Source organism: Arcobacter vandammei (assembly GCF_016106035.1).
GTDB classification, from domain to species: domain Bacteria; phylum Campylobacterota; class Campylobacteria; order Campylobacterales; family Arcobacteraceae; genus Aliarcobacter; species Aliarcobacter vandammei.
The window spans coordinates 64,410-77,401 of sequence record NZ_JADKPZ010000009.1; the positions used below are offsets into that span (position 1 = coordinate 64,410).

Annotated in this window: 12 protein-coding genes; all 12 read left to right on the top strand. The window is 26.7% G+C overall.

Annotation, left to right across the window (positions count from 1 at the left end):
- Position 1: 1 nt before the first annotated feature.
- The 12 genes from IQC44_RS06465 to IQC44_RS06520 all read left to right on the top strand — a co-directional run bounded on the left by IQC44_RS06465 (position 2) and on the right by IQC44_RS06520 (position 12,907).
- Positions 2 to 1,528: an MATE family efflux transporter gene (locus tag IQC44_RS06465; RefSeq protein ID WP_228286271.1), complete on the top strand. Its 1,527-nt coding sequence runs from the start codon at positions 2 to 4 to the stop codon at positions 1,526 to 1,528.
- Positions 1,525 to 2,349: an SDR family NAD(P)-dependent oxidoreductase gene (locus IQC44_RS06470; protein WP_198305530.1), complete on the top strand. Its 825-nt coding sequence runs from the start codon at positions 1,525 to 1,527 to the stop codon at positions 2,347 to 2,349. Before IQC44_RS06465 ends, IQC44_RS06470 begins: the two co-directional genes overlap by 4 nt.
- Complete coding sequence (locus IQC44_RS06475) at positions 2,346 to 3,272, top strand: hypothetical protein (protein ID WP_198305531.1); 927 nt, start codon at positions 2,346 to 2,348, stop codon at positions 3,270 to 3,272. Before IQC44_RS06470 ends, IQC44_RS06475 begins: the two co-directional genes overlap by 4 nt.
- Entirely contained in the window at positions 3,269 to 5,080 is a 1,812-nt protein-coding gene (locus IQC44_RS11735) for a Coenzyme F420 hydrogenase/dehydrogenase, beta subunit C-terminal domain (protein WP_198305532.1), read from the top strand. The genes IQC44_RS06475 and IQC44_RS11735 overlap by 4 nt, the downstream gene beginning before the upstream one ends.
- Positions 5,071 to 6,195: a polysaccharide pyruvyl transferase family protein gene (locus IQC44_RS06485; RefSeq protein WP_198305533.1), complete on the top strand. Its 1,125-nt coding sequence runs from the start codon at positions 5,071 to 5,073 to the stop codon at positions 6,193 to 6,195. The genes IQC44_RS11735 and IQC44_RS06485 overlap by 10 nt, the downstream gene beginning before the upstream one ends.
- 77 nt (positions 6,196 to 6,272) lie before the next feature.
- Positions 6,273 to 7,994: a P-loop NTPase fold protein gene (locus tag IQC44_RS06490; protein WP_198305534.1), complete on the top strand. Its 1,722-nt coding sequence runs from the start codon at positions 6,273 to 6,275 to the stop codon at positions 7,992 to 7,994.
- A 36-nt stretch (positions 7,995 to 8,030) separates the two neighbouring features.
- Positions 8,031 to 8,951 carry a glycosyltransferase family 2 protein gene (locus IQC44_RS06495; RefSeq protein ID WP_198305535.1) on the top strand — a complete coding sequence of 307 codons (921 nt, stop codon included), beginning with the start codon at positions 8,031 to 8,033 and terminating at the stop codon, positions 8,949 to 8,951.
- A 117-nt stretch (positions 8,952 to 9,068) separates the two neighbouring features.
- Positions 9,069 to 10,127, top strand: a complete 1,059-nt coding sequence (locus IQC44_RS06500; protein ID WP_198305536.1) for an EpsG family protein — start codon at positions 9,069 to 9,071, stop codon at positions 10,125 to 10,127.
- Between the two features lie 2 nt (positions 10,128 to 10,129).
- Positions 10,130 to 10,930 carry a glycosyltransferase family A protein gene (locus IQC44_RS06505; RefSeq protein WP_198305537.1) on the top strand — a complete coding sequence of 267 codons (801 nt, stop codon included), beginning with the start codon at positions 10,130 to 10,132 and terminating at the stop codon, positions 10,928 to 10,930.
- The gene (tagD, locus tag IQC44_RS06510) at positions 10,927 to 11,316 is read left to right on the top strand and encodes a glycerol-3-phosphate cytidylyltransferase (protein WP_198305538.1); all 390 of its coding nucleotides are present in this window, start codon (positions 10,927 to 10,929) and stop codon (positions 11,314 to 11,316) included. Before IQC44_RS06505 ends, tagD begins: the two co-directional genes overlap by 4 nt.
- Positions 11,313 to 12,131 (top strand): LicD family protein, encoded by an 819-nt coding sequence (locus tag IQC44_RS06515; protein WP_198305539.1) that lies wholly within the window; start codon positions 11,313 to 11,315, stop codon positions 12,129 to 12,131. Before tagD ends, IQC44_RS06515 begins: the two co-directional genes overlap by 4 nt.
- Positions 12,128 to 12,907 carry a glycosyltransferase family 2 protein gene (locus tag IQC44_RS06520; RefSeq protein WP_198305540.1) on the top strand — a complete coding sequence of 260 codons (780 nt, stop codon included), beginning with the start codon at positions 12,128 to 12,130 and terminating at the stop codon, positions 12,905 to 12,907. The genes IQC44_RS06515 and IQC44_RS06520 overlap by 4 nt, the downstream gene beginning before the upstream one ends.
- Positions 12,908 to 12,992 lie beyond the last annotated feature (85 nt).

Here is a 12,992-nt window from a genome sequence, read left to right on the forward strand (position 1 = left end):
TATGACCCAAAACTACAAACGAATAGCAAAAAATACATTATTTCTATATCTTCGTATGATTATAGTTATGGCTGTAAGCTTTTATACTATTAGAATATTGCTTGATACTTTAGGAGTAGTAGATTTTGGGCTTTACAATCTTGTAGCCAGTTTTGTAGCTATTATGATTTTTCTAAACTCAACATTAACCTCTGGAACACAAAGATTTTTAACTTTTGAAATAGGAAAAAATGATTTAGTAAAGCTAAAACAAACATTTTCAACTGCAATGCTTATTCATATAGCTTTAGCTTTTATTATTTTATTCATAGGAGAAACCTTTGGACTTTGGTTCTTACTTGAAAAGATGAATATTCCTGAAAATAGATTAGATTCAGCTTTTTGGGTTTATCAGTTTGCTATATTTTCAACTATGATTACAGTTTTGCAAGTACCTTATAATGCACTTATAATAGCACACGAAAAAATGCATATTTTTGCATATATTAGTATTCTTGATGCTATACTAAAACTGTTTATTGTCTATTTACTCTTAATAAGTTCTTATGACAAACTTATAACTTATGCTATTTTGATGTTTTGTATTTCACTATTTATTGCTTTTATATATAGAACTTATGTGATTAAACATTACGAAGAGTCTCATTTTGAACTCTCTTTTGATAAAGAGATAGTAAAATCAATGATTTACTTTTCTGGGTGGAATATTTTTGGAACTTTAGGTTCGGTACTTTCAGCACAAGGTATAAATATAATATTAAATATATTTTTTGGTCCAATTGCTGTTGCTGCTAGAACTATATCTATGCAAGTAAGTGGTGGATTGACACAGCTAACAAATGGATTTCAACAAGCTATCACTCCACATATTACAAAACTATATGCCCAAAATAAGTTAGATGAGATGAATGATTTACTTTATCAAAATTCAAAATATGCCTTTTTGCTTACTTGGATTTTGGCTCTTCCTGTTTTAATACAAACAGAGTATATTTTAGGTTTATGGCTTATTGAGATTCCAGAAAACAGTGTTTTATTTTGTCAAATTATCATAGTTCATACTTTAATTATGAGCTTAAATAGACCTTATGTTATGGCAATTCATGCAACAGGAAATATGAAACAAACAAATATTACAGCAGGTGTATTATTGATGATGGTTTTACCAATTTCATATATACTTCTTGAAAATGGCTATTCTATTATTTCGCCACTTGTTATATTTATAATAGCTACAATATTATGTTTTATAATAGAATTATATTATTTGAAAAAATGGATAAATGTTTCAGTAATAAGACTTATTAAAAATACATTAATACCTGTTGCAATCATTACTATATTATCAACTATACCAATATACTATTTGAATGATATGCTTAGTAGTTCATTCTTAAAGTTAGTTTTAATTACAACTATATCTATGTTTCTAGTCTTTATTTTGGCTTATTTCATAGCATTAAATAAAGAAGAAAAAATAAAAATAAAAACAATAATAAAAAATAAAATATCAAAGGAAAAAAAATGAGAAAGTTATTAAGGCTTATAAAAAACTTTTTAATCTGTTTAAAAACGGGTTCAAAACCAATACAAGTAACTGTTTCACAAATTATATATGAAAAAATGTTTACAGATAAAAATGTATTAATTACAGGTGGTACAAGTGGAATAGGACTTGAAACAGCAAAGAAGTTTCTATCTATGGGTGCAAAAGTTACTATTACAGGAAGAAATATTGATAGATTAAATGCTATAAAAGATGAGATAAATCATTCAAATTTAACAGTAGTTGAATGGGATATTTCAAATACAAATATAATAGAAGAAAAAATAAATGATATAGTTGAAAAGATGGGCAAAATTGATATTTTAGTGAATAATTCAGGTATTTATTCTCCAAATAATTTTTTTAATACAGATGAAAAAATATTTGATGAGATAATGAATATAAATCTTAAAGGTTTATTTTTTACTTCAAAAAAAGTTTCAGAATATTTTATAAAAAATGAAATCAAGGGTAAAATAGTAAATATTGGCTCAGTAAGAAGTATTCAAGGTGGAGCAGAAGCTTATGGAATATCGAAATGGGGAGTAAGAGGGCTAACACAAGGACTAGCAAGAGATTTAATAAAATATGGAATAGTAGTAAATGCAGTTGCACCTGGAATAACAGCAACAGGAATAAATGGAATAAATATTCAAAATAATGCATATACATTTTCTAGTTTAGATAAAAGGGTTGCAACACCACAAGAAATATCTGAAATTGTAATATTTTTATCTAGTAATTCTACAAATCATATCATTGGTCAAACTATAGTTTGTGACGGTGGGGAGACTTTAATATGAGTTATATAATTATACTAATAGCACTTTTAATTTTTATTTTAATTGTAAATAAACTATTCAAAAATACAAATTTCTATAAAAATAAGTTTATAGATACTCATAAATTTAAAGATATTCCAAGGAATCTTGATATTGTAAATTTAGGAAGTAATCAACCAAAATTTGCTTTTGATTATAGTGCTTCAAATATTTCGGGAATGAATTGGGGAGTTGGACCTCAATCTTTTACTTATGATTTTAGAGTATTGAAAAGTTTTTATAGCAATTTAAAGCCAAAATGCAGGGTTTTAATACCAGTTTGTCCTCTAAAATTTTTTTTATTAAGCTCTAAAAACAATGCTTCTAATCATAAATATTACAATTTTTTAGAAGCAAATTATATAGATAACTATTCAAACTTGACAAAAAAACTTTGCATAGATTATCCAGTTTTTACAGCAAAAAAACAGATTCTAAGAATACTTAAAGATACAAAACCTGATACTAGATTAGAACTTGAAAAAAATCCAATGAGTAAAGAAGAGATAAAAAAAGACGCTTTGTTTTGGGTGAATTCTTGGAAAAAACAGTTTAAATTAGATAATTTAGAAAATATAAATTTATCAGATGAAAACAAGATAAGTATTGATAAAAATATAGATATTTTAAAAGATATGATAGATTTTTGTCTTGAAAAAAAACTTGAACCTGTTTTGATTGTCATCCCAGTTACAAAAGAGCTTTCAAATCTTTTCCCTGATACATTTGTTAAAGAACAAATAATTGATTATATAAATAAAGCAAATGAAAAAAATGTAAGATTTTTAAACTATTGGAAAGATGAGAGATTTGAAGATGAAAAATATTATTTTAATTCATTCTTTATGAATAAAATAGGAAGAAAAGAGTTTACAAAACAAGTTTTAAGGGATTTGGGAATATGATAAATATAACAGATAAAGCACTTTGTAATGGATGTAATACTTGTACTGTAAGTTGTCCAATAGATGAATGTATTACAATGAATATGGATGGACAAGGATTTTTTTATCCAAATGTTAATATGGAAACTTGTATAGATTGTGACAAATGTGAGAAAGTTTGCCCATATATTCCTGAATTAGAAATGAAGGTTCAAAAACCAGAAAGACTCGAAAACCCTTTTGTATATGCTTCATATAGTAAAAATCATGAAGTAAGAGTAGATAGTACTTCTGGTGGTATTTTTTCAGAACTTGCATTTAAGATGTTTGACCAAAATGGATATGTAGGAGGTGCTGTTTATAATGATGACAATAGTGTGTCTCATATACTTACAGATGATAGAAGTAAATTAGATGAGATAAGAAGTTCTAAGTATATATATAGTTTAACAGATGAACTTTTTCCTGAAGTAAAAAAACAGTTAAGAGCTGGAAATAAAGTTTTAGTTTGTGGAGCTCCTTGTCAAATATCTGGTTTATATACTTATTTAAAGAAAGATTATGAAAATTTAATAACATGTGATTTTATATGTAAATCTGTAAACTCAACAAAAGTTTTTCAAAAATATATAGAGTGGCTTGAAAATAAATATCAATCAAAATCAAAAAAAATAAAAGCAAAAGATAAAACAACAGGTTGGCATAGATTTTCTATGAGAGTTGATTTTGAAAATGGAAAGTCTTATGTAGCAGATAGATATCATGATCCATTTTTTGTTGGGTATTTACAAACTGAACTTTTTACTATGGAATCCTGTTTTAGCTGTGAGTGGAGAGGTTTTCCAAGACCTGCTGATATTACACTTGCAGATTTTTGGGGTATTGAAAAAGTGGATAAATCTATGGATCAAGATTTAGGAACATCTTTGATTATAGTAAATTCCCAAAAAGGAAAAGAGTATTATGAATCTTTAGGTGATGCAATAGTTTCAAAAGAGTTTACTCTAAAAGATGCAGAACCAGGTAATCCTGCACTATATGATACTCCTAGAGTTGTAGATTGGGAATTGAGAAATAGATTTTATGAAGATTTGGATAAATATCCTTTTGATGAAATAGCAAAGAAATACTTTCCAATGCCAACATTTAAAAGAAAAATTATGAGAAAATTAAGTCGATTTAAAAAAGCATTTTCATTTTTAAGTAAAGTTGGATTTATGCCAACAAATATTTATAGGCTTATAAAACTAAATTTATTTGATAAAAAAGTACAAAAAAGAAGAAAAGTAGGGGTAATTCCTTATAAATATAGCCATATTGAACTTCATAAAAATGCAAAACTTATTTGCAACAATATATTGCTTATGGGAGAAAAACAGGTTAAATCATCTAAAATTGAAACAAGATTGCTAATTGAGGAAAATGCAACTTTTAAAGTTAATGGTATATTTTCAATGTATGCAGGTTCTTATATACGAGTAATTAAAAATGGGCATTTAGAGATAAATGGTGGCTTTATAAATGAAGGAGTAGAGATAACTTGTGCTAGTAAAATAACTATTGGAAAAGGAGCAACAATAGCTAGAGATGTTGTTATAAGAGATTATGATGGACACACTATAGAGTTGCCAGATTATAAAATAGCAAAACCAATAACTATAGGTAAAAATGTTTGGATAGGAAATAGAGCGATGATTTTAAAAGGCGTTACTATTGGAGATGGAGCGATTGTAGGAGCTGGAAGTATTGTAACAAAAGATGTTCCATCTGGTGCGATAGTTGTTGGAAATCCTGCAAGAGTAGTTAAAGAGGGTGTTAAATGGCATTAAAAATAGGAATCTTAACTTTACCAATAGCAGAAAACTATGGGGGAATTTTACAAGCAGTTGCTTTGTATAGATATTTACATAATCAAGGGCATGATGTTGTTTTGATATATAAAGATTCTTATCAAGCTTCATGGAAAAAGATTGTCAAAGATATACTCTTAAACATTCCATTTCATAATATAAAAAATATTAAAACAAATCACAAAATAAAAAAAGAATGGCAAAATAGAAAATCTTTTCATAGGTCATTTATAGAAAGAGAAATATTTAAAATAAGTCAAGATTTATACACAAAGCAAGATTTAGAAAATTTCGCAAAAAAAGAAAACTTTGATGCAGTGATTGTAGGAAGTGACCAAGTTTGGAGAAAGGCATATATAAATGACAAATATTATAAAAGTTATTTTTTAGATTTTGTAGATGGAACTAAAACTAAAAAAATAGCATATGCTGCTTCTTTTGGAAAAGATTATTGGGAAGGAAAAGATGATATAGATGATATATCAAAACTTTTATCAGATTTTACAGCTGTAAGTACAAGAGAAAAAAGTGGAGTAGCTATTTGTAAAAATAGTTTTGGTTTTAGTGATGCAAAGCATGTGTTAGATCCAACAATGCTAATGAATAAAGAGTTTTATAAAGATGAAATTATCTCAAAATATGATACAAGTAGAGTTTCAAAAGGTGGATTACTTACTTATGTACTTGATGAGGAAGATGAAAAAAGAGAGATTATAGATTTTGTAAAAGAAAATTTACAAATAGACAATATTCATCATCTAAAAGGTTTTAATAGTCTAAAAACTACTTATAGTGTGCCTGAATGGTTGGCTTCTTTTTCAAATGCAGATTTTGTAGTAACAGACTCTTTTCATGGTATGGTTTTTTCTATCATATTTGAAAAAGATTTTTTGGTTATTGGAAATGAGGGTAGAGGCATGGATAGATTTGTATCTTTGCTTGGTTTACTTGAACTTGAAGATAGATTATTATTAAATAAATATGAATTAAATAATGATAGATTGAAAAAAATTGATTTTAAGAAAGTAAAAGAGATATTGAATAGAGAACAAAAGATTTCGGAAGAGTTTTTAAATTATGGAATTAATATTTAGTGCAATTAAATTTGAAAGTTATTATAACAAAATGCATACTCTTGAAATATTTAAAAAAACAACAAAATGAGCAAATGATGACATACACAAGCAAAGAATTAAAATTACTTATCGAACAACTAGATAAACTACTATTTACAAATAGAGATGAAGGTTTAGTAATAGGACTTCAAGGATATTGGGGAATTGGAAAAACATTTTTTTGGAACCATTATATTGAAAGAAAGGAAAAAGGTGACAAGTTTGTAAATATTTCTCTATTTGGATTAAATAGTGTAGATGAGATTAAGAAAAAGATAATATTAAAAATATCAGATAGAGCAAAAGTAGCTAGTAAACTAAAAAAATACAGTAGTGTTTTAAAATATTTTGAAATAGATGTTTCAGCTTTTATTTCCATTATTGATAAAAATGATTTCAAAGATATAATCATATGTATAGATGACTTTGAAAGAATTTCTCCAAATTTAAGTATTTCAGAAGTTATGGGTTTTATAGTTGAACTAAAAGAACAACTAAACTGCAAAGTAGTATTGATTAACAATAATGATATGTTAAAAGACCAAGATGAAAAGAATCACAAAAAATACTTAAAAAAAGAATTAGAAGATAAAAAAGAAGTATTTAAAGAAGCATATCGTATTCTACAAACCAATAATCAAGAGATTTTTGATAATTATTCTGAAAAAATTATAGATGTTACTATTTGGTATGAACCACACTTAGAAGATATTATTGGATTTGTAAAAGAAAAAAATATACAAAAGGATTATATAAACTGGGAGCTGATTCATAAGTTATTTGACTTAATAAAAGATAAAAATGAAAAATTTAATATAAGATTAATCAAAAAACTTGTACTAAAATTAGAACTCTTTGAAAAGATATTAGAAAATGAAAATATAGATTTAAAAATTAAGAATGGTATATTGATAGAACTTTTTAAGAATACAATCAAAGAAAAAGTAGATTTAAACTATCTTGATGATATAGCTAAAGTAAAGCCTGAATACAAAGCTATATACGAGATAGCTACAAAGAAGCACCTTTTAGATTTAGATAAATTTCAAGAAGATGTAGAAGAATATAGTAGTTGGATAAGACAATATGAATTGCAAAAAAATATTTCAGAACAAGCAAATCAGATATATTTTAATTATATGTATGGTTTAAAATATACTAATGAAAAGTTTTATGAAGATATGTACAATTTACTCAACACAAATAATATTGATATAGTTAAAACTGTAAGCTTGAAAAGTTTTTTATACTATTTAAATGATTTTTTATTGAAATCTAATACCAATTTAGAAAAATATAAACAACTACTTGTTGAGAAAATGAAATTTTATATAAAAGAAAATATATATTATCTAGACGCTTCAAGGGATTCTGTTCTTAAAGAATTATTTCAAGAGTATTCAGAGCTAGAAGCTTTCTATCAAAATGAGAAAAAGAATAACACTAAAACAAATGATAAACTTTCTAAAGAAAAAATACAAGATATTATAAATACAATATATAAAGATAAAGGGTGGAATCCTGATGTAGAAAAAATCATTGAAAGAATTGATCTAGCAAAACATAAAGAATGGCTAGAAGAAGATAGGCAATATTTTGAAGTGGTGTTTCATTTTTGTAGTTGGATTATGGGGTTTTCAGGTGAAAAGCCATTTAAAAATTTTTATAATGATACTTTAGAAATCTATAAAGAATTGGCAAAAAAAGAAGAGTATGGATATAAAATGAGTTTTTTGTTAAAACACTTCTTGCTTGATGAGAAAAATAAAGACAAATGATATTTTATCAATAAAAAATAAAGGACTGAACTAATTATGAAAAATGAAAAAAAATCATCAAATAAAGCACCAATTTCGGTTATTATTACAACATTCAACGATTATGAATATCTTGATCAGGCAATCAAATCTGTATTAGCTCAGTCATTGTTACCTAGTGAGTTGATTGTTATAGATGATGGCTCTGATTTAGCAGAAGCCGAAACAATTACAAATAGATTCATTGAAAATAACAAGGGAGTAAGCATTAGTTTTTATCGTAAAGAAAATGGAGGTGCTTCAAGTTCTAGAAACTTAGGTATTCAAAAAGCGATTTACGATTATATCGCTTTTTTAGATGTTGATGATAAAATGTTGCCAAATAATCTTTTAGATAAATACAATTTGATTGAAAATTTAGATGAAAGCTATTTTGGAGTATATGGTTCAGCAATTCGCTCAACAGGTGAAATAGAAAATTTTCCAGATATAGATGGAGTAGCTGATGCAGACAAACTAGATATTCAAGGAGAAGGAATACCTGGTGGTTCCCCTTTCTTTTTGTTTAATAAGAGTTCGTTAATTCAAGTAAATGGCTTTGATGAGAAGCTTAAGTGTAATGAAGATTACGATATTTTAATTAGACTAATAAAAACTGAAAAAAGAGTTAAAGGTTGTGTTCCCGCTGGATTTTATAGAAATATTCGTCCAAATTCACTTTCTCGACCAGCTAATCCAACGAAACTTTTTGAACGAGTAATGTTTTTTTTAGAAAAAGCAGAGCGGTTAAATTATTACAGTATTGATTATTTAAATCAAAGAAAAATGTCAGCTTATATAACCTATACAAAAGGGCTATTAGGAAATAAAGAATTTATTAAAGCTTTTAGATATGCTCGAAAAGGTTTTAAGTACAGTAAGCCAGTTACAAATAAACAAAAACTTGTTTATTTGGTATCATTCCAGTGGTTATGGTAGATTTAAGTATTCATTCACAGGCTGGAATATAAAAATGAGCAAAAAGAATAAGTATATGAGAGAAATAAATTTTATGAAAATATGTTTTAATAAATTAGTCCATTATAAGATACATCAATGTTTTTAGTAGTCCTTTTTTTTATTTCTTTTTATTTTGCACTAATTGAAAAGTATAAGACTTCTTTAATTGCAATGTTTCCAGCCTTTTTACTTTATTTTTTAGTTGCTGGTTTGCAGTATGGGGTGGGGACTGATTATTTCAGTTATTCTGATATTTTTGAGGATATTTCAAGACATCAGTTTTATATAAATAGAAGTGAGTTTTTGTTTGCATATTTAAATACTTTTTTAAATTGGCTTGAACTACCAACACAAAGTATATTTTTAGCTATTTCATTTATTCAGTCAGTTTTAATTTTTATTTACTTTAAAAGCATAAAGAAAAAAGGTTTTATAATAGCGTTATTTTTTATTGCCTTTATTTGTGTAACAAATATTTATAACAATCAATTAAATGGTCTTAGGCAATATGTTGTCATTGCTGCTTTACCTTTATTGAGCATCTTTCTTTATGAGAAAAGATTTATTTTGGCTATTATACTATTGGGATTGGTGTCTTTTTTTCATAACACGGCTTGGTTTCTTCTTATTTTATTGCCAATTTATTTTTTATATAAAAAATTTAATAGAAGTTTGGCTTATTTATTTTTGTTATCTTCGGTATGTTATTTATTGCTGGGAACAGTTGTTAATGAACTAGTTATTTCATTTCTGCCAAACTATGCACACTATCTTCAAGGTGATTACGCTGAGTCGCATTCATTGCGATTATTTGTAACCAAGCTTTATTATTTACCTTTAATTTTTTATTTTTACTTAATTTACAAAAAATCATCAAGTGAATTTGGTGAGTATTTTCATTTTATGATTTTCGCTTTTACATTAACATTTTGGTTTTTTTTATTAGCTCTTAGTTTGGGAATTGCAACACGATTTTATTATTATGTTGTGTTTTTTATGGTTTTTCCTATGTACTACTTGCTTCATTATAATTATGTAAAGGGCAAGATAGTTTCTTTTGTTATAGTTCTTGGCTATATAGTTCTGCCCTATATTGCCAAAGTTACTTTTTTGGCTAAAAATGAATTTTTATATAAGAGTATTTTATGGAGTTAAAAATGAATTTTGAATTACTTATTTCAACGATGTATAAAAACACTGATGAAGTGTTGCAGATGTTGAAAAAATCAAATGTTAAATGTAATGCTTTGGTTGTGGTACAAGGTGATATGGAAGGCTATGAAGAGATTAACCAAGATAACCAAACAATTAGAATCTTTTTTTCTAAAGATAGGGGATTAAGTAAAAGCAGGAATTTAGCATTAAAAGAAAGCAATGCAGATTTTGTTTTACTGGCAGATGATGACTTAATTTATTTTGATAATTTTGAAAATACCATTTTGCAATCTTTTCAAAATTATCAAGAATATGGATTTTTAATATTTAATTTTGATAACTACAACCGTAATTATCCAGATAAAATTAAAAATATCTCTTGGCATCAAGTTTTTGGTTTTTCATCCGTACAAATTGCATTTAAACAAAAAGAAGTTCTAGCAAAAAACTTAAAGCTTAATGAAAACTTTGGCACGGGTAGTGGCATTTATAGCTCGGGGGAAGAAAATATTTTTCTGTCTCAGTGTTTTAAGCATTTTAAAATGCTCTATTTACCAATAAAAATTCTTAAAAGACCAAAATCAGATTCTTCTTGGTTTACAGGGTATGATGAGAAGTACCTGTTTGATCGAGGTGCTATTTTCTATGCCATATCACAGAAGCTTAGCTATTTATTAATTCTTCAATTCGCAATACGTCGTAAAAAAATATTTCCTAAATATTCGTATTTAGAAATAATAAAAATAATGTTAAAAGGTTTACAAAACTGTAAAAAAAATAATCACTTCAAGGAGAATTTATGAAACGTATTATTACCTATGGTACATTTGATTTACTTCATTATGGACATATAAATATATTAAAAAGAGCAAAAGAGTTAGGAGATTACCTAATCGTAGTTTTGAGTACAGATGAGTTTAATTGGAACTCGAAACAAAAAAAATGTTTTTTCTCATATGAAAAAAGAAAGATGCTTCTGGAAGCTGTACGATATGTGGATTTGGTGATACCTGAAAAAAATTGGGAACAAAAAGTAGAAGATGTAAAACTTTATCATGTAGATACTTTTGTAATGGGTGATGATTGGGAAGGAAAATTCGATTTTCTTAAAGAGTATTGTGAGGTGGTTTATCTGCCAAGAACGCCAGAAATTAGCACAACACAAATAAAAAAAGAGATTAAAGGATGAGTGATTTAAATAACTTAAATATTAAGAAGTATTTGCTTGAAAATATGATTTCTTTTCATGAATTTTGTGAAAAGCATGATTTAAAATATTATCTTTTGGGAGGTACTTTGTTGGGTGCAGTTCGGCATCAAGGATTTATCCCTTGGGATGATGATTTGGATGTTGCTATGTCTAGAAAAGACTATGAAAAATTACTAGCTTTAACTGAAAAAACACCTAATGGTTTTGAGTTGAATTCTCCAGAACATACTCAAAATTATATTTATCCATTTGCAAAGTTTTGCAGTAAAAAAGTAATAGTTGAAGAACCTTTTTATAAGCCTTTTATAACTGGAATTTGGATAGATGTATTTCCTTTAGATTATACATTTGATAATACATTGGCTCAAAAATTTCAGTTTCTATTAATAAATTTTTTCAAAAAATTTTTAATCCTAAAAACATATGCATTTAAACCTAGTAAGCGTTCTGTTTTGACAGAAAAATTAGCGGTGTTTTTAAGCCATTTATCTCAAGTTGTACCGTTTAGTTTAATTTATAAAGTGATGTATTTTCTACAGGTAAGTTTACCGAATAGATTTTCCAATAAAAAGCATTTAGCTAACTTTCAAGGTGCTTGGGGTATAAAAGAATCAGCACCAAAAACTCTGTTTGAAAATAGAATTTTACTTTCGTTTGAAGGAAAAGAATTTTGGGCAGTAAAAGATTTTGATTTTTGGCTAACGAAAGTTTATGGAGATTATATGAAGTTGCCACCAGAAGAAAAAAGAGTACCAGAACATATTGGTAGAATTGTTGAAGTGAAAGATAAATGACTAAAGTAAGTATTGTTACCCCTCTTTATAACTGTTCAGACTATCTTGAACAGACTATTCAGTCCATACTTTATCAAACCTACCAAAACTGGGAAATGATTATGGTGGATGATTGCTCCAAAGATAACTCTATAGAAATAGCACAAAAGTATGTAGCTCAAGATAATCGTATTAAGTTAATTAAATTAGAACGAAATAGTGGTGCAGCAGTTGCAAGAAATAGAGCTATTGAAGAAGCCAAAGGCAGATATATAGCTTTTTTAGATGCAGATGATATATGGAAAGCTGAAAAATTAGAAAAACAGATATATTTTATGCAAAAAAATAATTACTCATTTACATATACAGCATATGAAAAAATAGATGAAAACGGTGTGGTTTTTGGCAAAATCGGAGTACCTTTAAAAGTCTCTTATAATCAACTTTTAAAAACTTGTGTGATTGGTTGCTTAACCGCAGTTTATGATACAGAAAAATTAGGGAAAATTTATATGCCAACAAATACAAAAAGAGAGGATTTTGCTACTTGGTTGAGTATTCTGAAAAAAATTGATTTTGCTTATGGCATAAAAGAAAACTTATCACAATATAGAGTTTATGAAAATCAATCTTCAGGTAAAAAAGCAAAAATGGCAAAAGAAAATTGGAAATTATATAGAGATATTGAAAAACTTAATTTATTAAAGGCTGGTTATTGCTTTTCTCATTATGCAATTAGAGGAATATTAAGAACTAAATTTCCAAAAATAGCTAGATTTATTGGTTTTTTAGATTGATTTATTAGCAACTCTTAGCTAAAACCAAGCTTTATTTTATGGGGAAGTTAATGATAAATAGTAATTTATTGTATAATTTACTTTA